This window comes from Lysobacter sp. M15, assembly GCF_022662515.1.
Lineage (GTDB): Bacteria > Pseudomonadota > Gammaproteobacteria > Xanthomonadales > Xanthomonadaceae > JAKPBU01.
The window spans coordinates 100581-119488 of sequence record NZ_JAKPBV010000014.1 but is presented as its reverse complement, the minus strand read 5'-3'; the positions used below and the strand labels follow the sequence as shown (position 1 = coordinate 119488).

Genomic DNA, 18908 nt, shown 5'->3' with positions numbered 1-18908 from the left:
CGCGGCTTAATTCAGGCGTTAGGCCGCGATGGAACTAATCGAAGCGTTTGGTCCCAAGCTCGTCGTCCTCCTTACCCTGGCTGCGGCCGCCTGGTTCGCACTGACACTGGCACCTGTCATCTGGCCGGCCGTTCGGGCGTTCCGCAAAAAAACTGCTCTGCCTCGCCCCTGGCTGTTTGTTAGCACCGTAGCTGCGCTCACGTACGGCGCGCTCTTCCTTGCCTTGTTTGTGCTGCTAATTCCCGCTGAGGCATATGCGGTCTATATCGCACCCTCGCTCGAGAGTATGGGCCAGCCTTACGGCAAATCCCTAGTCCGGGCCACGCGGTTCGTGGCCAATTATTGGTGGGTCCTGCTCCCACCAGCGCAGCTCGCTGTTACCGTATTGCTCACTCGTAGGCTGGCAAGCAAGTGGGCAGGCATCTGCTCTGCGCTCGCGGCCTAACAATTCATTCAAGCCGAAGCCGCTTCGAGGCTCGGATTAATTCAGGCGTTATGCCCCTATGAGAGAGTTCCGTCAGCACCTAGACAAAGCATCGTTTGATGCGCTCAACGTGCTGCTCGGGAGCAAGATCCAGTCACTCTTTAGTCCCGACTGCGACGTTGATGCCGGTAGCACGTTGATCACCGTTCCGTCGGTCTCAATCCCGATTGGGTTGGAGCGCTTCGTCGTGCTAGACAATGATTGGGCAGATACCCCCGAAGAGTGGATCAACTACTTTTTCTTGTCTGCCCGCGTTGCTAACACGCCGAAAGACATCTTCTACAACCCCAATCCAGGCCCGGGCGGCACCAACTACAAGTCTGATCATCTCAGCCTTCATTTGGGCCCAACTGCAAGCGTCGAGAAAATCGATGTGCTGTGTGCAGCTGAGACGGGCTCGGAAGAGTCTGTGAGCTACGACGCCGGGCTCCTCATTGCGAGGCGCGATGGCCTTAGGGTCGCGATCGTCCGCCAGCAGTCCATTGCCGCGTTCTTGCAGATCGCACACACAGAGCAAGATATTGCTCAGGTTACGGCTGGCCTAGACGTTCGGTGTACCGTGGCGGGGCATAACAATTCGTTCAAGCCGAGGCCGCTTCGCGGCCCGGCTTAACTCAGGCGTTATGTTTCATGGTCAAGAGTAATCGTCAGCGTCGGGCAGAGATCAAAGGCAAGCGAACTCAGCGCCGAACCAACCTTGCTATCCGAGGAGAGGCAGGACAGCCCGTGAAAGTTGGGATTGCTCTCCTGGGCCAAGACGGCTCATTCCCAGAGTTTGCGCCGCTTGGCTTCTACGTCGACTATCCATTTGTATGTAGAGACTGTGGCGAACCCCAGGTTTGGACGGCCACTCAGCAAAAGTGGTGGTACGAGAACGCCCGTGGCAATCCGTACACTAGAGCTACCCGATGCCGCGAGTGCAGACGCAAGCACAAGTTGCATGCGCAGGATTCGCGGATGCGGCAGGCAGCTCATGGCAAGTCGGATGAAACATGGGCAAAAACGGGGCAAAAAACGGGGTCAGAGAACTAATCTTGTGGCCCGCTTCGCGGGTCGCCTTACTTGATGCAAATGGTGTAAGAAACATTTTCCGCGCACGGGGCGACCGCCTTGACGAGAATCGCCTCTGACACTGTTCTCCGGTCGGCTTCCCACACGCCCAGATCCAGCCCCGCCGACCTGGCGCCGGACACCGCACGCCCGGCATACGGCGTTCAGCGCCACTGAACATCGCCGCCGATACACTTGCCGGCCAGTCCAAACCGGCTGTCCCTGCATGTTTTCCGTACACCTGCCGTGCCGCTCCATGGCGCTTGCAGCGGTCCTGGCCTCGTCGCTGGTCGCCTGTGGCTTCAACCGTGGCAAGGAGCCGCCGCCGCCCCTGGGCGAGACGTTCGGTGCCGAGGACACGTACTCGCGTAGCTACCCGGTTGCGCCGGCGGCCGCCTGCGAGGCGGTGCGGCGTGCGCTGCTGGGGCAGGGCTATGTGATCGGCAAGGCCACCGTGGACACGCTGGAGGCCATCAAGAGCTTCCAGCCCGAGTCCGACGTTCACACCCAGCTCAACGTGCGCGCCACCTGCGTGCCAAAGTCGGGCGGTGGGTCGATCGTGTTCGTCAACGCGGTGCAGGATCTCTATTCGCTTAAGACCACCACCAAGTCGGCCAGCGTCGGCCTGAGCGTGCTCGGCTCGGTCTCGCTCCCGATCGGCACCAGCGGCGCCAACCTGGTGCGCGTGGCCAGCAACACCGTGCAGAACAAGGACTTCTACAGCCGCTTTTTCCAGCGGGTGAAGTTCTACCTGCCCAGCACGGAAGACGTCGGCCAGCCGGTGCTCCCGCCGGAGCCGGAAACGCCACCCGACCCGGTGCCACCCGCCCCCGCGATCACGCCTCCGGCGCCCGAGGCCGAACGTGATGCGGACGGCGGCAACTGATCCCAGGCAGGACAGTCCACCTCCGGCAAACACCTGCATCCGGTTCGAGGAACGCACCATGGCATCGGTCCATCGCGAAACCATCATCCAGGCGCCGGCCCAGCAGGTATGGGCCGCGCTGGCAGACGTCGGTGCGCTGCACACCCGGCTGGTGCCCGGCTTTGTCGTCGATTGCGTGCTCGATGGCCGCGTGCGAACGGTATCCTTCGGCACGGGGATGACTGCGCGCGAGACGATTCTCGACGTCGATGCTGCGTGGATGCGCATCGCCTGGCTGGCCGAAGCCGAAGGCCTGGAGCATTACAACGCCTCGGCCCAGGTGATCGATGCCGGCGGCGACGCCTGTCGCGTGGTCTGGATCGCCGACCTGTTGCCCGACGCCGCCGCGCCCGGCATCGCCGGCATCATCGAGCAGGGCCTGGAAACGATGAAGCGCCACCAGGAACAGACCCACGCCGCTGGCTGACTGCAATCGGGGTTGGAGAACTACCGGCTGCAGTCCCGCCCACATCGAGTCGGATATCCAGGATGACATCGACACACTACGAAGATCCGGACGTCGTCCGTCGTTACGCGCAAGGCCCGTCCGCTTTCGTGCCGGCCTACCAGTACATGCAGCGTATGGCCGGCCAGCTACTGCACGAGGGCATCGGAGCGACAGGTGAAGTCCTGGTGCTTGGTGCCGGCGGTGGCCTGGAGCTCGAAGCCTTTGCCACGCGCTCCCCGGGCTGGAATTTCATGGGGGTCGATCCTGCTGGCGAAATGCTGAAGGCGGCCCGGGAGCGGGTCGCTTCGGTGGGCGCAAGCAATCGGGTGCAGTGGCATCAGGGATACATATTCGATGCCCCACGTGGCCCGTTCGATGCGGCGACGTGCCTGCTGACACTGCATTTCGTTCCGGACGATGGCGAGAAGGAACGCACCCTTGCTGAAATTCGGCAACGTTTGAAGCCGGGTTCGCCATTCGTGCTTGTCGACTGCTGCATCGACCTGGCCGCACCTGACGCTGCGCGCGAGCTCGCCCGGTACCGGAACTTCGCGCTCGAATCCGGCGCGGAGCCCGAGCAGGTCGACTCGACTTGCGTGCGCCTGACCACGGTACTGAAGATGGTCAGCGCCAGCCGCGAGGAAGAATTGATTGCAGCGGCCGGCTATTCGGATATCGAACTTTTCTACGCCGGCCTCTCGTGGCGGGGATGGCGGGCGACTGCTTGACCCGAAGGCGGGCTTGAGCCCGCCCTACGCCACTACGGGGATGACTGCGCGCGAGACGATTCTCGACGTCGATGTCGCGCGGATGCGCGTCGCCTGGCTAGCGGAAGCCGAAGGCCTGGAGCATTACAACGCCTCGGCCCAGGTGATCGATGCCGGCGGCGAGGCTTGCCGCGTGATCTGGATCGCCGACCTGCTGCCCGATGCGGCCGCGCCCGGCATCGGCGGCATCATCGAGCAGGGCCTGGAAACGATGAAGCGCCACCAGGAACAGACCCACGCCGCTGACTGACGCCAGTCACGATCTCCGGTTGCAGGCGCACGCTTTCCGCAAGCGCGCCTCGCTTCATCCGCCGACGCACCCGCGACCTGCCGTCTCCCCCGATGCGCCTTATGGCCGCTTGAACGCCGGAACCTCGTTGCCTGATGGAACAGGTCCGCCTTGCGCGCCCTGTCGAAACCTTCCCGGGCAGCACGCGCCCCGGAAGCCGAAGCCATCCCGCCACGGAACTCCGGGAGCAGCCAGAAGTGATGAACTTCAACAGGTACCTGTTCGAATACGTGTTCCTGGCAGCGGTGTTCGTGCTGAGCGTTGCAGGGTTCTGGAACATCTATGCCGGCGAGGATGCCGCTCCCAACGGTTTCCACCATCTCCATGTGGTTACCAACTTCATCTGGCTGTCGTTGCTGCTGTGGCAGCTGAGCCTCATCGGGACCAACCAGCACGCCACGCACAGGAAGGTGGGCCTGTCGGTCCTGTTCTTCGGCCCGCTGCTGGTCGCGAGCGCGGCATTGCTGTCCGTGCACTCCGCGCACAAGGGACTGGTGTCCGGGCGCGGCGATTTCCTGATCGTGCAGAACGTGATGGTGACCCTGGAACTGGGCTTGCTCATCCTGCTGGCATTCGTGCTGAAGAAGTGGCGCAAGCTGCACGGCGCATTTCTCCTGAGCACCGCCATGCTGTTCATGGGCATCGCCCTGTTCTTCGCGCTGATCGGGTTCGTGCCCGCCTTCCGGATCGAAGGCCCGGAGACCTTCTACAGGTTCGAAACCGCCGCAACCACCGGGCGATACGTCTGCCTGGTGGTGGGCTTTCTTTTCCTGGTCAGGGATCCGAGGAACGGATGGCCGCTGCTGCTGGCGAGCTCGTTCTTTTCCGTCAATGAACTGATCCGGTCCTTCCTGGAAGCACGCGAGCTGATCCAGCCGTTGACAGAATTCGTCGGTTCGATGAATCCGCTGCTTGCGTTTTCGGGCAGCTTCGCCGCCGTGCTTGTCCTGCTGGCGGCGACCGGCATCCGCGGTGCGAGGCCGATCGCGTCGCCTCGTCAGGCACCTGCCTGACACCGAGGCGAGGGGAGCGCGCGATTTCCCCGGCAAGACGACGCTGCGCCCGGCGCAGTCAGCGCGCCGGGCGCGTGCCCGGTTTCACGGTGACAAACGGCACGCGTGGCGATCGCGTGGGGCGCCATAGGATGCGGCGAGTCCACGGCCCAACGCCCGGGACCTTGGGGAGCCCATGACAGGCCCGACACGAACCCGCGTGCGCTGGACCATCACCGTGCTGGTCGCATTGGCCGAACTCGGCCACCTCGCGTGGGAGCACTTCCATGGCGGCGTGGTCAGCCACCACCTGCTGAACCGGGCGGACCTGCCCGCGATCTCGAACGCATGGGGTGCGGTCTTCCTGCCTGCGCTGGCGTGGTTCCTGTCCGGCCCGGTGCTCAGGCGGGCGAAAACACGGCGCGCAGCCAAAGGGATCGCTGCCGCATTCTTGGGGTCGCTGCTTGTCGGCGTTGCGTTGTCGGTCGCTTTCACGCATGGCATGGAAGATGTCTCGTCCTGGATCTTTCTCGGCATGCTGCTCGCAGGGCTCTTCCTGCCGGTGTACCGCGGCGAGTACGTGCTCGGCTTCGTCCTGGGCATGACGTTTACCTTCGGCGCCATCCTGCCCACGGCGGCCGCGGCATTCGTTGCCATCGTGTCTGCAATCGCCCACTATCTCGTGCGCCCGGCGCTTGGATGGCTATGGGCGAGGGCGCGCGCCTGACGATTCATTCAAGCCGCCGCCACTTCGCGACGCGATTGAGCGATTGGGCCACGCAATGACGCGAGTCGCCCGCTACAGGATCAGCTATTTCATTCTGCTTGCGCTCCTTGCGGGCGGGACGTACTTCGCTATTCGTGCAGCCGGCAACGCCCGCATTGCGCTTGCTGCGGCGATCGTTCTCCTGCTCATTCCCGGCCGGATTCAGGGCCTGTTGTTGCGGCCGTTGTTTCGCGGCCAACGCGAGCTCGCTCAGGGCAGGGCGGCCGACAGTGTGCGCCAGTTCGAGGCTTTGATCGCGCTACTGGAGCGCCAGGCCTGGCGCAGGTGGGCACTTTGGCTGGGGTGGACGCTGTATACGCCAAGCGCGAAAGCGATGGGCTACAACAATCTCGGGGTGGCTCACGCAGACCTGGGTAATGCGTCATCCGCAAGGCAAGCATGGGAGTGCGCGCTCGCCATTGATCCGCTCTACCCAGTGCCTTATGCCAACCTGGCTGCACTGGCTGCGGCAGATGGGAGCGCCGAGCAAGCGACAAGCCTCCTGGTACGCGCCGAGCAGCTTGGCTATACGGGGGGACCTTTGGATCAGGCGACCCACCGGGTACAGCAACTGCTCGCCGCAGTCGAGTCGCGCGGGCCGTCGGTGTAAAGCCTGCCAATCATTTGAGCCGAAGCGCCGTCTGCGCGCAGCTTGACTTAGGCCTGTCCCGCGGTCGAACCGGCCATGCATCAGTCCTCGTGCCAAACGCGCCGTGAGGTGGATGGTGTCCGAATCCGGCGAGTAGTCGTGGCGTGCGGCGTGTATCACTCGGGCGCCGCCGACAGGCTCACCGGAATGCAGGACCATGAACGAGACGCTTCGACGCAAGCCGCTGCGGAAAGCGTTGGCGGCGCTTGGTTTGGCTTGCATCGCCCCGGCCGTGGCGGCTTCCGGGGCCACGGCGCCCACCTCGCCGGAATGCATCGCCGCGGAATACCGCCAACTGGATTTCTGGATCGGCGATTGGAACACGCTCGAGGCCGATGCCCCCGAGGGGCCATCCATCGCGCGCGCCCGCGTCGAGCCCATCGCCCAGGGCTGCGCCATTCATGAGCTCTATGAGCAGAACGATGGACTGATTGGTGACAGCATCCTGAGCTACGACCCGGTGCGCAAACAGTGGCAGCAGACCTGGGTCACCAATCGCGGCGCGATCATGGTGCTCTGGGGCGGCTTCAAGGACGGCGCGCTGGTGCTCGAAGGCGAGTCGCATCTCAAGGGCGGCAGGTCGATCATGCAACGCATTAGCTGGAAGGCCCAGGATGAAGGCGTGCGCGAGTCGGCGATGCAGTCTAAAGACGGCGGCAAGACCTGGACGCCGGCGTTCGACGTGCTGTTCGTGAAGCGCGCGGGCGGGCAGGAGTGAGCGACGCAGTCCTGACTTGACGTCCGGTTCACGCCGGACCCGCGTCGTGGGGGGTGCTTCCGTGGGAGCACGGGAACGCCTAGGTCCCTATCAGTGGTCATCACTTGATTCGAGCCGGACGCGCTTCGCGGACCACGGGCATGCGTCAATTGCGAGCGCTTTCGTTCTTGTTGCAGTATTCGTGTGCATCGAGGCACGGGTATCGCGGGAGTCGGGAACATGGCCAAGCACCGCATCTTCAGCACCGCGTTCGCCAAGGTCTATCCGATGTACGTGCAGAAGGCGGAAGGCAAGGGCCGCACCCGGGTCGAGGTCGACCAGGTCATCCGCTGGCTGACTGGGTACACCCAGGCTGGGCTGGAGCAGCAGATCGCGCAGGGCACCGACATCGAGACCTTCTTCGCGCAGGCGCCCGCCATGCACCCGAATACCGCGCTGGTGAAGGGCGTGGTCTGCGGCGTGCGCGTGGAGGAGGTGGAGGATCCGCTGATGCGCAAGATCCGGATCATGGACAAGCTCATCGACGAGCTTGCCAAGGGCAAGGCGATGGAGAAGATCCTGCGCTGAGCGCGGGGCGGCCAGACGATTCGACCGGTGCCGTGCGTGGTCGTGGCCTGCCGCCGATCTTCGCAATGACTTTCAAGCCGCATGCGGCGGGTCTTGGCCCGCCATCGGCGGTGATCCCATGCCGCCACAGCCTTTGGCTACCCCTGTTCCCCGGGTGGGCCTGCAGAGCGGCCGCCCCGGTGCCGGGCGCCGCCCAATGCGTGCCGCCTGCGGCCGGTCGGGCTCCGGCCGCCAACGACAAGCCCCCGCACGCGGCCGACGGGACTCCAGCGGCCACCCTAAGCAACCAGGCGCAAGCCCCGGAGCCCGGCCTTCCGCCCAAATTGCCTTGCGCGCAAGCTAAATCCGCTCGCGCGCAAGCCAAAACGACTTGCGGTTGGACCAAATTCGCTCGCGCGCAAGCGAAATCCGGTTGCGCGCAAGCCAAATCGGCTTGCGGTTGATATGCCGGTGCCTTGCGCGCAAGCCAATTCCGGTTGCGCGCAAGCCAATTTGGCTTGCGATTGGTATGCCGGTGCCTCGCGCGCAAGCGAAATCCGGTTGCGCGCAAGCCACGGAGCGCGGCGTTCCGGCCAATCAGGCTTGCGCGCAAGGGTCGGGCCCGGGCTGCGGCGGGTTCCCGGTCGAATCCCGCAAGCCGCGTAAGGCGGGTCAAGACCCGCCGTTGGGGCATGAAGTGCCGCCGTTGGATCGGCGAAGCGAACGTAGGGCGCGTCTCGACCCGCCATCGCGCCATCAATGCTGCAAGCCGTGGTCACCGGTATTCTCCGGTTGGGGCCGCCCGCCAACGATCCATCGAACCGCAGCCGCTCCAACTCTCCACAAGTCGGGCAGGTGCGCATGGAGCTGATCGCGATCATTGCAGAGGCGTGGGGCTGGACCGGGCTGGAGCCGGAGGAGATCGTCGGGGAGAACGATTTCGGCAACCTGATGATCAAGGACCAGAGCGGCCGCTACTGGCGCATGTGTCCGGAAGACCTGTACTGCAAGGTTGTCGCCGATTCCCGCGCCGCGCTGGATGCGCTGTCGCAGGATCAGGAGTTCCTGCACGACTGGTACATGACCGAACTGGTGCAGCAGGCGCGCGAACGCCTCGGCCCGCTCGCGCCAGGGTTCAAGTACTGCCTCAGGATCCCCGGCACGTTCGGCGGCGAGTACGGGGGTGATAACCTCGCCACGATCTCGCTCGTTGGGCTCGTGTCGGCTTCGGGCGACATCGCCCGGCAGATCGAAGGTCTCCCCGACGGCGCGCAGGTCAAGCTCAATATCGTCGACTAGCGCACCGCAAGATGCATTCCATCCGCAGTCGCTGCGCGCGACGACTCACTGCTGGCGCAGGCGACATCGATCGACCACGGAGGTCGTATGCACACCAAGAACGGTAAGCCGCTGCAGGTTTCCGGAAGCACGCTGTACAGCGCAGCAGGTCAGGTCGTGGGTCGCATGCGGGAAGACAAGCTGTTCGGCCTGAACGGCCGCTATGTCGGCACTGTCGTCGGCGATCGCCTGGTGTACCGGTCATCGGACAGCGCCCGGGTCGCGCCCGGCTTCGCTTCGGCAAGATGCGCGCCGAGATCGCTGCCGAGCCGCCCGAGATCCGCCGTGCGGGGTGATGAGCCGGTGATACCGGAGTGAGATCGTTCCGTGTGCGTTTGCGGGTTGCTGTCCAGCAATTCATTCGTGCCGGGTCCGTTTCGCGGGTCGGCTTGGTCCACACGACATACGTCAAAGAAGGGGGAAAATGGCGACGGAGGGTACGAGAGATTCGTGGTATTGGCCCAAGATCACCAACATCGCCGACGCGGCCAAAGCATCCGATCAGGGCTTTTGGGCTGCCGTGCTCGTTGCGGGCATAACAACCGTCATCGCAACGATCACTGTATTTTCTGGACGCGAGATTGCGGCGATAAATCCCTATGCATACATCGATGCCGCTCTGTTCGCATTAATCGCCTGGCGCATAAGACGCCGCTCAAGGGCGTTTGCAGTTGTTGGTTTGGTTCTCTTTCTGTTTGAAAAGATCTATCAATTTTCAGTCGAACCGCAGGTTGCATCGGTTGGCGCAATCATGGCCATCTTTTTCGTGCTTCTTTTTATCAACGGCATTCGCGGTACCTTTGCGTTTCACCGTCTGGCACAAAAGAGCTTAGGCTCCACGCTGCAGCAGGATGTGTAGCAGTGACGTAGTTCGGGTAAAGCCATAGGCCGCACCCGGGAGCGGTCGGAACGGGCGACCATCCCGGATGCGCTTCGCTTATCAGGGCTACGTTGCTCAAGCCGAGTCCGCTTTGCGGGTCGCCATGGAGATTCCATGACCGGGAACAAGACCAAACCGACCGACGCGAACGTGTCCGCATTCCTGGATGCGATCGAGGACGATCGGCGTCGCGAGGACTGCCAGGCGCTCATGACCATGATGGGCAGGATCACGGGCAAGCCCGCCGTCATGTGGGGCGGCAGCATCGTCGGTTTCGATACCTATCACTACAAGTACGAAAGCGGTCGCGAGGGCGACTGGGCGGTGACCGGATTCTCGCCGCGGAAGGGAGATATCAGTGTCTACCTCACTGCAGCCAGCGCGGATCAGGCCGATCTGCTTGCGCGGCTGGGCCGGCACAAGATGGGTAAGGCCTGCCTGTACATCCGCAGGCTCTCGGACATCGATCCTGCCGTGCTGGAGCAGCTCATCGCGGCATCCGTTGCAGAGGTCAAGCGGAGATACGGCTAGACCGGCTGTCCCACCGATCGGTTCACCCAGGCACGAGGCATTCAATGAGCATTTTCGACAAACTGTTTGGTCGACCCAAGGCCGCCGAGCCACCACCGGAGCATGCGGTCATCGTGAATTTCGAATACGGGTCCACGGATCTGGATCCGATATTCGCGCTGGAGACCCGGCTCGAAGAGGCGATTTCTGCCGCGGGTGCCGGTGAGTTCGACGGCAACGAGATCGCGACGGACGGCAGCGACGGGTCCTTCTACATGTACGGGCCCGATGCCGACCGGTTGTTCGCGACGGTCCGGCCGGTCCTGGAGTCGACCGGTTTCATGCAGGGGGCGCAGGTCAAGTTGCGTTATGGGAAAGCGCAGAGTGGGGCGCGCGAGCAAGTGATCGTGCTGGGCGCGTGAGGCGTTCAAGGCGGAGCGGTCGCATCCTGTCCGGACGACGTTGCTGAAGCGACCGGCACAGCACGGCGGGGGAGGAAGTGTTGACAACCAACAACGCTGCAAGTCGCAAAGGGACTAGGCCCGATCGGGTGCCTGCGCTGGGGCTGGCAGGCTCCGCCGCGCTGTTCGGCACAGCTGCTCTGCTGCTGTTCCTGACAACGCGGGTTGCCATCCCGGCGTTGGTTTCCGCCACGGGGGCCGAGGCGGTGGTGATGTGGTTCCTGGCGGCGAGCCTCGTGCTCTTTGGCCCGCTGCTGCTTGCGGCTGCTCTGTTGTTACGTCGGGAGAGACGTGCAGGAACGCAGGAGTCGTTGGGAGCGCGGCTGCGGCTGCGTCCGATGAACGGCGGCGACTGGCTGTGGGCGGCTGGAGGGTTGGTGGCCGTCGGCGCGCTGACCGGCGGCATCGGCGCCACGCTGCGGATGCTGCACTACGGGGCCGGCCTGCAACCCTCGTTCATGGCGTTCGAGCCGCTGGGCCCTGGCCGGTACTGGATTCTCGGGGCGTGGCTTCCATTCTTCGTACTGAACATCGTGGGGGAAGAGTTTGTCTGGCGGGGCGTCGTACTGCCGCGGCAAGAGGCTGCCTTCGGTGGAAAGGCCTGGCTGATCAACGGGGTCCTATGGTTGCTGTTCCACGCCGCCTTTCCCTGGCAGGTCCTGTTGACCCTGGTGCCGATCACGGTGTTGCTGCCCTACGTCGTCCAGCGGCGGCGCAACACATGGGTGGGGATCGTGATCCACGCCGGGTTCGGAGCGATGGGCTTCCTGGCCCTGGCATTCGGGCTTGCGTGAGTGACGTAGATTGAGACCGGCCCGCCGATCGGCTATCGCGATGACCCGCAACGTGCTTTTCATCTGCAGCCAGAACCGCCTGCGCAGCCCGACGGCGGAACAGGTGTTTGCCGATTGGCCGGGGATCGAAACCGCATCGGCCGGTCTCAACCATGACGCCGAGAACCCGCTGACGCCTGAGCTGTTGCAGTGGGCGGACATCGTCTTCGTGATGGAACGCATGCATCGCAACAAGCTCTCGGCCCGGTTCAAGCCGTACCTCGGCGACACGCACGTGGTCTGCCTGGAGATTCCGGACGATTACGCCTACATGGATCCGGACCTGATCGAGCTGCTCAAGGCCAGGGTGCCGCGTCACCTGGCGTGACGCGTTTGCGCGGGTTCGGGTGCGCCGGCGCCGGGACCTGGATGCGCTACGGGAACTCAACTCCCTTGTAGGAGCGCCGCTCCGGCGCGACCGGGATATGTCCGGAGCACCGGTCGCGCCGGAGCGACGCTCGTGCACGGGCCGGTCGGGTTCCGGTTGTCACTTTTCGCGCCCCTCATTCGTCATGACAGGAAGGGCGCCTGGCCCGGTGGACTGGAGAGACCGTTGCACTACCTGCTCATCATTGCCCACGACGACACGTTCGCACCCACCGAGCGCCTGGTCACGGAGATCCGGGACTGGGTGACGGCCATGGAGGCCCGGGGCGTGCGCGTGCACGGCAATCCGCTGCGGCCGGCGTCCGAGGCCGTCACCGTGCGGGTGCGCGAGGGCGAAGCACGCCGGAAGCATGGACCGTTCTCCCGCTCGCGCGAGCAGATGTGCGCATACGAGCTGATCCAGTGCGCCGGCCTGGGGGTCGCCGCAGAGGTTGCCGCCAGCCATCCGATGGCCGCGGCCGCCACCATCGAGGTCCGGCCGGTGTGGGGCCAGCTGGCAGGCTGAGCCCGGTGCCGTGGCATGCGGGTACTTCGAACGCACACGGCCCAGTGTTCGCAACGGTTGCGGCGCCCGCTGGGGTTGCCTCGCGGATGGACGTATGGCTTGCCCCGGAACTGCGCCCATGTCTCGTGCAACGCGGCTTCCCGGGACTTCTGGCCGGTGCGCCGGACGCGGAATCGGGCTGTAATCCGCCGAGCCGAGGCGGACGTATCAGGTGGCTCGATGCAGCGCACCCGTCCACCCGGGAATCGCACCACCACTTGTGAGCAGACGCATCATGCGCAACGTTGTGATCTTGTTGTTCCTGAGCCTCATCGCCCTGACCACCAGTGCCGGCGCCAGCGAACCGGATCGCTTCGTCTGCCACAGCAACGGCAGCAGCCTGCAGCAGCTGCGCATCTACGAAATCAATCGCGCCAACCAGGATGCGTTCCACCAGCGTTTCCAGGATCACGCCCTGCGCATCATGCGCCGGCATGGCTTCAGCGTGATCGACATGTGGGAGAGCGATACCGGCGAGAAGCTGCAGTTCGTCTACGTGCTGTCCTGGCCGGACCGGGCCACGATGGACGCGCGCTGGAAAGCGTTCCTGGCCGACAAGGAGTGGATCGAAATCAAGCGGCGCACCGCCGCGGCAAGCGGCGAGCTGGTCCGCGAAGCCAATGGCCAGCCCCTGGTACGCGTGTCCTACAGCCCGGCTTGCAAAGGCAGACTGAGCATTCGCGGCGCGCGCCTGGCTCACTCGCGCGCTTTGCGTGCAGACGATTACGTGGCGGATTCGACCACCACCGCATCGCCGACCGAGACGCGGCCCGGCGCCACGGTGGACCCGTAGACGCCGAGGCATCCCTGGCGCTCGCGCGCCACGGTGCGCAGGATCTCGGGAGTGCGCACGGTCGTGGCCGGGTCGATGGTGATCACCACGCAGCGGCCATCGCGCTGGTCGATGCGCATGCGCAGGCCGCCGATCTGCAGCACGCGGCCCACCCAGTCGTCTTCCTGGAACGGCGCTTCGTCGGTGGCTTCCACCAGCAGGTTTGGCCGGAAACGCGAGACGTCGAGCCGGTCGCCGACCATCTCGCCCAGCGCGGACAGGGTCTGGGTCGTGACCAGGGACAGCGGGAAGGTGTCGAAGATGCCGCGGTCCTGCTTGATCGCACGGATGCCGGCGGGGTCGAGTTCGGCCGCCAGCGCCTGATCCGTCACCTCGAGCACGGCGCCCGACGGCGTTCGCACGACGGTCGGCGACTTGTCCGGCCGCTCCGGCTCGACGAACGAAGGACGATAGTGGTTGAGGTCGGCGCGCTGGCGCAGCGTGAACCAGGGAAATCCGCTGCGCGGCGCATCGCCGCGGACGAAAGCCCAGCGGCGATCCCCGGCCAGCCCGTGCCACGACACGTCGACCTCGGCCAGCGCTTCGGCGGCCATCGATTTCACCGGGTAACGCCACAGGCCCACGACGCGGCCGGCCGGACTTTGATTGCGGAAATCGTTCATACGGCATCCTCTTGTCAGAGGCGCCCTTGCCATCCGGACCTGCGTCGAGCGTGACGGACCTTCGGTCCGCTGCAGCGCCCCTCGAGGCAGGGTCGGCTGCGGGTGCAGCGCGACGGAGATAACGCGCATAGCTCAACAACATCGGCCGGGGCTGTCAATCCGGATGCGGCGCACAGTGCCTGCAACGCGACGGCATCAGGGCGCGCGCAGCCTCAAAGCCTGGTTCGACTCCGGGATGCGCGGCTTTCCACGCCGTCATCCCCGCGAAGGCGGGAGGCGGTTTTCAGCAGCCGCAGGCCGGTCATCCATGGACTTCAACCCATTGGGACCAACGTCCATGGGTTCCCGCCTTCGCGGGAACGACGAGCAAAAAGCAGGACACTTGCTCTTGAGAAAGGGTCTAGGCGAAATCGCCGTAGCGCGCCTGCAGCGCGGCGATGGCGGCCAGGCCCGCGGTTTCGGTGCGCAGCACGCGCGGGCCCAGGCGCAGGCCGGTGAAGCCGGCGCCGCGCAGCAGGGCGAGGTCGCCGGGCGACCAGCCGCCTTCGGGGCCGATGGCGATCACGACCGTGCATTCCGCACCCAGATCCAGCGACGCCGAGGTGGCATCGGCATCCGGATCCAGGGCCAGCCGGCGCGACTCCGGCGAGAGTTGCGCCAGAGCGCGCGACAGCGGCTGTGGCGCGTCGATCTGCGGAATGCGCGCGCGCCCGCTCTGCTCGCAGGCCGAGATCGCCACGCTGCGCCAGTGCGCCACCCGTTTGTCGGCGCGCTCGCCGTCCAGCTTCACCTCGCCGCGCTCGCTGAGCACCGGCGCGATCCCGGCCACGCCGAGCTCGGTGGCCTTCTGCACGATCCAGTCCATCTTCTCGCCGCGCGCCAGCGCCTGCAGCAGGACGATGCGCAGCGGGGATTCGTTGCCGATCGCGCGCGTGGCGACGATTTCCACGGTGGCGTCGCGCTTGCCCGCGGCCACGATCCGCGCGTCATGGTCGCAACCGTCGCCGTTGAACAGCACGCAGGCATCGCCCACGCCCAGGCGCAGCACGCGCAGCAGATGACCGGCCGCGGAGTCGGGCAGGGTGGCGGCGGCGCCGACGGACAGCGGCGCGTCCACGAAGACGCGGGTCAGACGCATGGTGCCCGCTCTGCGGATGCTGTGGGAGCGGCTGTCGTGGGAGCGGCTTTAGCCGCGATTGCTTTTGCTGCCAGGTCACCCGCATCAAGAGCATTCGCGGCCAAGGCCGCTCCCACGGAGGCGGCTGCAACGAAACGCGTTTGCACGAGAATCGGGTTCATGCCGTGGCCTCGTCGATCGCCGCGCGGGTGACTTCGGTGAGCAGCTGCAGCTGGGTCTCATCGATGCAGTAGGGCGGCATCCAGTACAGCACATCGCCGAGCGGCCGCAGCACCACGCCACGCGCCAGCGCGGCGCGGTACGCGCGCAGGCCGACGCGCAGCGACGGGGCGAACGGCGTGCGCCTGTCACCGTCCCGAGCCAGCTCGAAGGCCACGATCATGCCGGTCTGGCGCACGTCGGCCACGTGCGGGTGACTGGCCAACCGCGCGGCCAGCTCGCGCATGCGCGTCGCGGTGACGCGGTTGTGCGCCAGCACGTCGTCTTCCTCGAAGATCCGCAACGAGGCCAGCGCCGCCGCGCAGGCCAGCGGATTGCCGGTGTAGCTGTGCGAATGCAGGAAGGCGCGCTCGCGCGAATCGTCCAGGAAACCGTCGTAGATCGCCTGCGTGGCGAGCACCGCCGACAGCGGCAGGAAGCCGCCCGTGAGACCCTTCGACAGGCACAGCAGATCCGGCTGGATGCCTGCCTGCTCGCAGGCGAACATGGTGCCGGTGCGGCCGAAGCCAGTAGCGATCTCGTCGGCGATCAGCAGCACGCCGTGCACGTCGCACAGTTCGCGCACGCGCTTGAGGTATACCGGGTCGTACATGCGCATGCTGCCGGCGCACTGCACCAGCGGCTCGAGCACCAGCGCGCAGACTTCGCCCGGATGTTCGTCGAGCACATGCGCCAGCACGTCGGCGGCGTCCTGCGCATGGCCTGCAGCGCTCTGGCCTTCGCGCGCCAGGTAGGCATCGGGGGAAGGGACGAACATCGCCTGCATCAGCAGCGGTGCGTACACGCGCCGGTACAGGGGGATGTCGCCGACCGCCAGTGCGCCGATGGTTTCGCCGTGGTAGCCGTTCTCCAGCGCGATGAACCGGGTGCGCCGGTGTTCGCCCTGGTTGTGGAACCAGTGGAAGGCCATCTTCAGCGCAACTTCGATGCCGGCCGAGCCGTTGTCGGCGTAGAACACCTTGGCCAGCGGCGCGCGCCCGGCCTGCGTCGGCGCGATCCGGAGCAGGGCTTCGGCCAGTTCGATCGCCGGCTCGTGGCTGAAGCCGGCCAGCATCACCTGCTCCAGGCGCATCGCCTGCGCCGCGATGGCGGCCGCGATGCGCGGTTCGGCGTGGCCGAACAGGTTGGTCCACCAGCTCGACACCGCATCCAGATAGCGATTGCCATCGTGATCGAAGAGCCAGGCGCCTTCGCCGCGCGCGATCGGCACCAGCGGCAATATGTCGGGGTGTTCGCGCATCTGCGTGCACGGATGCCACAGCACCGACAGGTCGCGCGCCTGCCAGCCGGCGGCGTCGTTTAGAATCGTGTTCGAGTGAGCATCGTCCTGCATCCCCCGATTATCCCCTGCCGCATGGCGCGCCGCACCGGCCCCGGGCGCCGCCCGTGAGCTCTCGCCGCCTGCCCACCATCCACGGCGTCACCCGGCGCAGCGAAGGCGAGCGCGTGGTGGAGGAGCTGGACCTCGAATTCGGCAACGGCGAGCGCCGCCGCTACCACCGCGTGCATTCGGGCGGCCATGGCGCGGTCGCGGTGGTGCCGATGCTCGACTCGGACACCGTGCTGCTGGTGCGCGAATACGCCGCCGGCGTGCACCGCTACGAGCTGGGCCTGGTCAAGGGCCGCATCGACGCCGGCGAAACGCCCGAACAGGCCGCCGATCGCGAACTGAAGGAAGAAGCTGGCTACGGTGCCAGGCGGATCGAGGTGCTGCGCACGCTGTCACTCGCGCCGACCTATATGAGTCACCAGACCCATCTGGTGCTGGCCCGCGATCTGTATCCGCAGCGGCTGCCGGGCGATGAGCCCGAGGAACTGGAAGTGGTGCCATGGAAGCTGGACCGGCTGCACGAGCTGATCCTGCGTGAAGAATTTTCCGAAGGCCGCTCGATCGCGGCCCTGTTCATCGTGCGCGAATGGCTCAGGAACCACACATGACCCTCGATACCCAAGTGCGCGACGGCGTGATCGCCCTGGCCCGGGATGCCGCCGCGCGCATCCTCGCCGTCTACGAGACCTGCTTCGACGTGGAGCACAAGTCCGACGCCAGCCCGCTGACCGAGGCGGACCTGGCTTCGCATGCCTGCATCGTCGAAGGCCTGGAGCGGCTGACGCCGGACATCCCGATCCTGTCGGAGGAATCGGCCGAGCAGGTGCCGGCGCTGCTGCGCCGCAGCTGGCCGCGGCTGTGGGTGGTCGATCCGCTCGACGGCACGCGCGAGTTCGTCAAGCGCAATGGCGAGTTCACGGTGAACATCGCCCTGGTCGAGGACGGCGTGGCGGTGTTCGGCGTGATCCAGCAACCGGTCACTGGCGCGCTGTGGCATGGCGTGCCCGGTGCAGGTGCATTCCGGCGCGAAGGGGATACGGACATGGCGATCCACTGCCGCCGACCCGCTGTTGCGCCGCTGCGCGTGGCCGCCAGCCGCTCCCACCGCGACGCGCGCACGCAGGCGTTCATGGACCGCATGGGCGAGACCGAGCCGATGGCGCAAGGTTCGTCGCTGAAGTTCTGCCGCATCGCCGAAGGTGCGATGGACGTGTATCCGCGCTTCGGGCCGACCAGCGAATGGGACACCGCCGCCGGCCAGGCGATCCTGGAAGCCGCCGGCGGGCTGGTGATGGACCCGCGCGGCAGGCCGCTGCGCTACAACCAGCGCGATACGGTGCTCAACGGGGATTTTCTGGCGTTGGGGGATCCATCGTTGCCTTGGCGGGAGTGGTTGTAGCGTCTTGCGCGTGTGGGTGATCGGCCCACAGCTTGACCGTCATCCCCGCGCAGAGGCTGCCCCCGCGAAGGCGGAGGCGGGGATCCAAGGATGTTGCTGCTGTTTTTCCGCAGGTTCCGGACGTATTGGCCTTTAAGAGCAGGGCCTTCGCCTTTCGGCGAGTTACTTTCTTCGCTGGTGCGCTCTGCAGCGAATGCTCGCTGATCTCGTCGTCCCCGCGCAGGCGGGGACCCAAGGACGTTGTTGCTGCGTTGCGGCGTCCGGACATTTCGCTCTTAGGAGCAGAGCTTTCGCCTTGCGGCGACCTACTTTCTTTGCTGGTGCAAAGAAAGTAGGCAAAGAAAGCACCTCAGTGGATCCACATCGCTCAAGGGATGTGGATGCCGAAGCAATTTTCGGACTCGCCATCCATGGCTCGATCCGAAAACGGCGGCCATCCATGGCCGCCGCCCCTTCGGGGTTTCCGAATGCTGGTGGCTGTTGGCGGAGCAAGAAAGTCGACGACTGACTCCACCAACCCACCGATCGCGCTTGCGGCTGATGACTCGACCAAGCCTTTGACGTTCCTGACACTGTGTATGCGACCTGCATCCGGACACCCGGAGGGCGGCCGGCATGGATGCCGGCCGCTTTCGGAGCGGACAGGGACGTCCGCTGCGAAAATGGCGACGACACCGCACACCCCTTGAGCGGGTTTGATCTCACGAGAAAGGTGCTTTCTTTTGGTTACTTTTCTTGACTCGCACCTGCGGTGCTCGCCCTTCGGGCCGGCTTCGCCGT

At 65.4% G+C, this 18908-nt stretch carries 25 protein-coding genes and 1 riboswitch; of the genes, 22 read left to right on the top strand and 3 right to left on the bottom strand.

The features are described 5' to 3' along the window. Positions 1–28 precede the first annotated feature (28 nt). The 20 genes from MC380_RS14755 to MC380_RS14660 all read left to right on the top strand — a co-directional run bounded on the left by MC380_RS14755 (position 29) and on the right by MC380_RS14660 (position 13380). Complete coding sequence (locus MC380_RS14755; RefSeq protein WP_242165639.1) at positions 29–445, top strand: hypothetical protein; 417 nt, start codon at positions 29–31, stop codon at positions 443–445. Between the two features lie 58 nt (positions 446–503). Next, positions 504–1097, top strand: coding sequence for a hypothetical protein (locus MC380_RS14750; protein ID WP_242165637.1), 594 nt, complete (start codon positions 504–506; stop codon positions 1095–1097). 663 nt (positions 1098–1760) lie between these two features. After that, positions 1761–2420, top strand: coding sequence for a DUF2242 domain-containing protein (locus MC380_RS14745; protein WP_242165635.1), 660 nt, complete (start codon positions 1761–1763; stop codon positions 2418–2420). 58 nt (positions 2421–2478) lie between these two features. After that, the gene (locus MC380_RS14740; RefSeq protein WP_242165633.1) at positions 2479–2886 is read left to right on the top strand and encodes an SRPBCC family protein; all 408 of its coding nucleotides are present in this window, start codon (positions 2479–2481) and stop codon (positions 2884–2886) included. Between the two features lie 128 nt (positions 2887–3014). Continuing rightward, complete coding sequence (locus tag MC380_RS14735) at positions 3015–3635, top strand: class I SAM-dependent methyltransferase (RefSeq protein ID WP_242165631.1); 621 nt, start codon at positions 3015–3017, stop codon at positions 3633–3635. A 13-nt stretch (positions 3636–3648) separates the two neighbouring features. Continuing rightward, complete coding sequence (locus MC380_RS14730) at positions 3649–3924, top strand: SRPBCC family protein (RefSeq protein ID WP_242165629.1); 276 nt, start codon at positions 3649–3651, stop codon at positions 3922–3924. A 239-nt stretch (positions 3925–4163) separates the two neighbouring features. Next, positions 4164–4976 (top strand): hypothetical protein, encoded by an 813-nt coding sequence (locus MC380_RS14725; RefSeq protein WP_242165627.1) that lies wholly within the window; start codon positions 4164–4166, stop codon positions 4974–4976. Between the two features lie 199 nt (positions 4977–5175). Then, positions 5176–5682, top strand: a complete 507-nt coding sequence (locus MC380_RS14720; RefSeq protein ID WP_242165625.1) for a hypothetical protein — start codon at positions 5176–5178, stop codon at positions 5680–5682. Between the two features lie 55 nt (positions 5683–5737). After that, positions 5738–6331 carry a hypothetical protein gene (locus tag MC380_RS14715; protein WP_242165624.1) on the top strand — a complete coding sequence of 198 codons (594 nt, stop codon included), beginning with the start codon at positions 5738–5740 and terminating at the stop codon, positions 6329–6331. A gap of 196 nt (positions 6332–6527) precedes the next feature. Next, positions 6528–7088, top strand: a complete 561-nt coding sequence (locus MC380_RS14710; RefSeq protein WP_242165622.1) for a DUF1579 domain-containing protein — start codon at positions 6528–6530, stop codon at positions 7086–7088. Between the two features lie 219 nt (positions 7089–7307). Next, entirely contained in the window at positions 7308–7655 is a 348-nt protein-coding gene (locus MC380_RS14705; protein WP_242165620.1) for a DUF2200 domain-containing protein, read from the top strand. A 738-nt stretch (positions 7656–8393) separates the two neighbouring features. After that, positions 8394–8933: a T6SS immunity protein Tdi1 domain-containing protein gene (locus MC380_RS14700; RefSeq protein ID WP_242165618.1), complete on the top strand. Its 540-nt coding sequence runs from the start codon at positions 8394–8396 to the stop codon at positions 8931–8933. An 87-nt stretch (positions 8934–9020) separates the two neighbouring features. After that, entirely contained in the window at positions 9021–9290 is a 270-nt protein-coding gene (locus MC380_RS14695) for a hypothetical protein (RefSeq protein WP_242165617.1), read from the top strand. A 106-nt stretch (positions 9291–9396) separates the two neighbouring features. Further along, complete coding sequence (locus MC380_RS14690; protein ID WP_242165615.1) at positions 9397–9831, top strand: hypothetical protein; 435 nt, start codon at positions 9397–9399, stop codon at positions 9829–9831. Between the two features lie 135 nt (positions 9832–9966). Further along, on the top strand, positions 9967–10383 hold the full coding sequence (locus tag MC380_RS14685; RefSeq protein ID WP_242165613.1) for a DUF1801 domain-containing protein: 417 nt from the start codon (positions 9967–9969) through the stop codon (positions 10381–10383). Between the two features lie 44 nt (positions 10384–10427). Continuing rightward, the gene (locus MC380_RS14680; RefSeq protein WP_242102900.1) at positions 10428–10784 is read left to right on the top strand and encodes a hypothetical protein; all 357 of its coding nucleotides are present in this window, start codon (positions 10428–10430) and stop codon (positions 10782–10784) included. 80 nt (positions 10785–10864) lie between these two features. Then, complete coding sequence (locus tag MC380_RS14675) at positions 10865–11617, top strand: CPBP family intramembrane glutamic endopeptidase (protein ID WP_242102901.1); 753 nt, start codon at positions 10865–10867, stop codon at positions 11615–11617. A 40-nt stretch (positions 11618–11657) separates the two neighbouring features. Further along, the gene (locus MC380_RS14670; RefSeq protein WP_242165611.1) at positions 11658–11984 is read left to right on the top strand and encodes a low molecular weight protein tyrosine phosphatase family protein; all 327 of its coding nucleotides are present in this window, start codon (positions 11658–11660) and stop codon (positions 11982–11984) included. Between the two features lie 225 nt (positions 11985–12209). After that, positions 12210–12548: a YciI family protein gene (locus MC380_RS14665; RefSeq protein WP_242165609.1), complete on the top strand. Its 339-nt coding sequence runs from the start codon at positions 12210–12212 to the stop codon at positions 12546–12548. A 274-nt stretch (positions 12549–12822) separates the two neighbouring features. Next, on the top strand, positions 12823–13380 hold the full coding sequence (locus tag MC380_RS14660; protein WP_242165607.1) for an NIPSNAP family protein: 558 nt from the start codon (positions 12823–12825) through the stop codon (positions 13378–13380). On the opposite strand, the gene MC380_RS14655 is transcribed toward MC380_RS14660, so the two are convergent. The 3 genes from MC380_RS14655 to bioA all read right to left on the bottom strand — a co-directional run bounded on the left by MC380_RS14655 (position 13311) and on the right by bioA (position 16732). Beyond that, positions 13311–14042, bottom strand: a complete 732-nt coding sequence (locus tag MC380_RS14655; RefSeq protein ID WP_242102905.1) for an MOSC domain-containing protein — start codon at positions 14040–14042, stop codon at positions 13311–13313. The genes MC380_RS14660 and MC380_RS14655 overlap by 70 nt on opposite strands. 11 nt (positions 14043–14053) lie before the next feature. Next, positions 14054–14131: riboswitch (S-adenosyl-L-homocysteine riboswitch) on the bottom strand. 311 nt (positions 14132–14442) lie between these two features. Further along, on the bottom strand, positions 14443–15180 hold the full coding sequence (locus tag MC380_RS14650; protein WP_242165605.1) for a 16S rRNA (uracil(1498)-N(3))-methyltransferase: 738 nt from the start codon (positions 15178–15180) through the stop codon (positions 14443–14445). A gap of 157 nt (positions 15181–15337) precedes the next feature. Further along, entirely contained in the window at positions 15338–16732 is a 1395-nt protein-coding gene (bioA, locus tag MC380_RS14645; RefSeq protein WP_242102907.1) for an adenosylmethionine--8-amino-7-oxononanoate transaminase, read from the bottom strand. 68 nt (positions 16733–16800) lie between these two features. Here bioA and nudE point away from each other — a divergent pair, with 68 nt between their 5' ends. Then, the gene (nudE, locus tag MC380_RS14640; protein WP_242165926.1) at positions 16801–17337 is read left to right on the top strand and encodes an ADP compounds hydrolase NudE; all 537 of its coding nucleotides are present in this window, start codon (positions 16801–16803) and stop codon (positions 17335–17337) included. Further along, a complete protein-coding gene (gene cysQ / locus MC380_RS14635) occupies positions 17334–18128 on the top strand; it encodes a 3'(2'),5'-bisphosphate nucleotidase CysQ (protein ID WP_242165603.1) in 795 nt (264 codons plus the stop codon). Before nudE ends, cysQ begins: the two co-directional genes overlap by 4 nt. Positions 18129–18908 lie beyond the last annotated feature (780 nt).

Excerpts from the sequence above, each read along its gene's own strand:
- MC380_RS14755 (WP_242165639.1), top strand. The coding sequence starts at position 29 with ATGGAACTAATCGAAGCGTTTGGTCCCAAGCTCGTCGTCCTCCTTACC.
- MC380_RS14750 (WP_242165637.1), top strand. The coding sequence starts at position 504 with ATGAGAGAGTTCCGTCAGCACCTAGACAAAGCATCGTTTGATGCGCTC.
- MC380_RS14745 (WP_242165635.1), top strand. The coding sequence starts at position 1,761 with ATGTTTTCCGTACACCTGCCGTGCCGCTCCATGGCGCTTGCAGCGGTC.
- MC380_RS14740 (WP_242165633.1), top strand. The coding sequence starts at position 2,479 with ATGGCATCGGTCCATCGCGAAACCATCATCCAGGCGCCGGCCCAGCAG.
- MC380_RS14725 (WP_242165627.1), top strand. The coding sequence starts at position 4,164 with ATGAACTTCAACAGGTACCTGTTCGAATACGTGTTCCTGGCAGCGGTG.
- MC380_RS14715 (WP_242165624.1), top strand. The coding sequence starts at position 5,738 with ATGACGCGAGTCGCCCGCTACAGGATCAGCTATTTCATTCTGCTTGCG.
- MC380_RS14710 (WP_242165622.1), top strand. The coding sequence starts at position 6,528 with ATGAACGAGACGCTTCGACGCAAGCCGCTGCGGAAAGCGTTGGCGGCG.
- MC380_RS14705 (WP_242165620.1), top strand. The coding sequence starts at position 7,308 with ATGGCCAAGCACCGCATCTTCAGCACCGCGTTCGCCAAGGTCTATCCG.
- MC380_RS14700 (WP_242165618.1), top strand. The coding sequence starts at position 8,394 with ATGCTGCAAGCCGTGGTCACCGGTATTCTCCGGTTGGGGCCGCCCGCC.
- MC380_RS14695 (WP_242165617.1), top strand. The coding sequence starts at position 9,021 with ATGCACACCAAGAACGGTAAGCCGCTGCAGGTTTCCGGAAGCACGCTG.
- MC380_RS14690 (WP_242165615.1), top strand. The coding sequence starts at position 9,397 with ATGGCGACGGAGGGTACGAGAGATTCGTGGTATTGGCCCAAGATCACC.
- MC380_RS14685 (WP_242165613.1), top strand. The coding sequence starts at position 9,967 with ATGACCGGGAACAAGACCAAACCGACCGACGCGAACGTGTCCGCATTC.
- MC380_RS14680 (WP_242102900.1), top strand. The coding sequence starts at position 10,428 with ATGAGCATTTTCGACAAACTGTTTGGTCGACCCAAGGCCGCCGAGCCA.
- MC380_RS14670 (WP_242165611.1), top strand. The coding sequence starts at position 11,658 with ATGACCCGCAACGTGCTTTTCATCTGCAGCCAGAACCGCCTGCGCAGC.
- MC380_RS14660 (WP_242165607.1), top strand. The coding sequence starts at position 12,823 with ATGCGCAACGTTGTGATCTTGTTGTTCCTGAGCCTCATCGCCCTGACC.
- MC380_RS14655 (WP_242102905.1), bottom strand. The coding sequence starts at position 14,042 with ATGAACGATTTCCGCAATCAAAGTCCGGCCGGCCGCGTCGTGGGCCTG.
- MC380_RS14650 (WP_242165605.1), bottom strand. The coding sequence starts at position 15,180 with ATGCGTCTGACCCGCGTCTTCGTGGACGCGCCGCTGTCCGTCGGCGCC.
- bioA (WP_242102907.1), bottom strand. The coding sequence starts at position 16,732 with ATGCAGGACGATGCTCACTCGAACACGATTCTAAACGACGCCGCCGGC.
- cysQ (WP_242165603.1), top strand. The coding sequence starts at position 17,334 with ATGACCCTCGATACCCAAGTGCGCGACGGCGTGATCGCCCTGGCCCGG.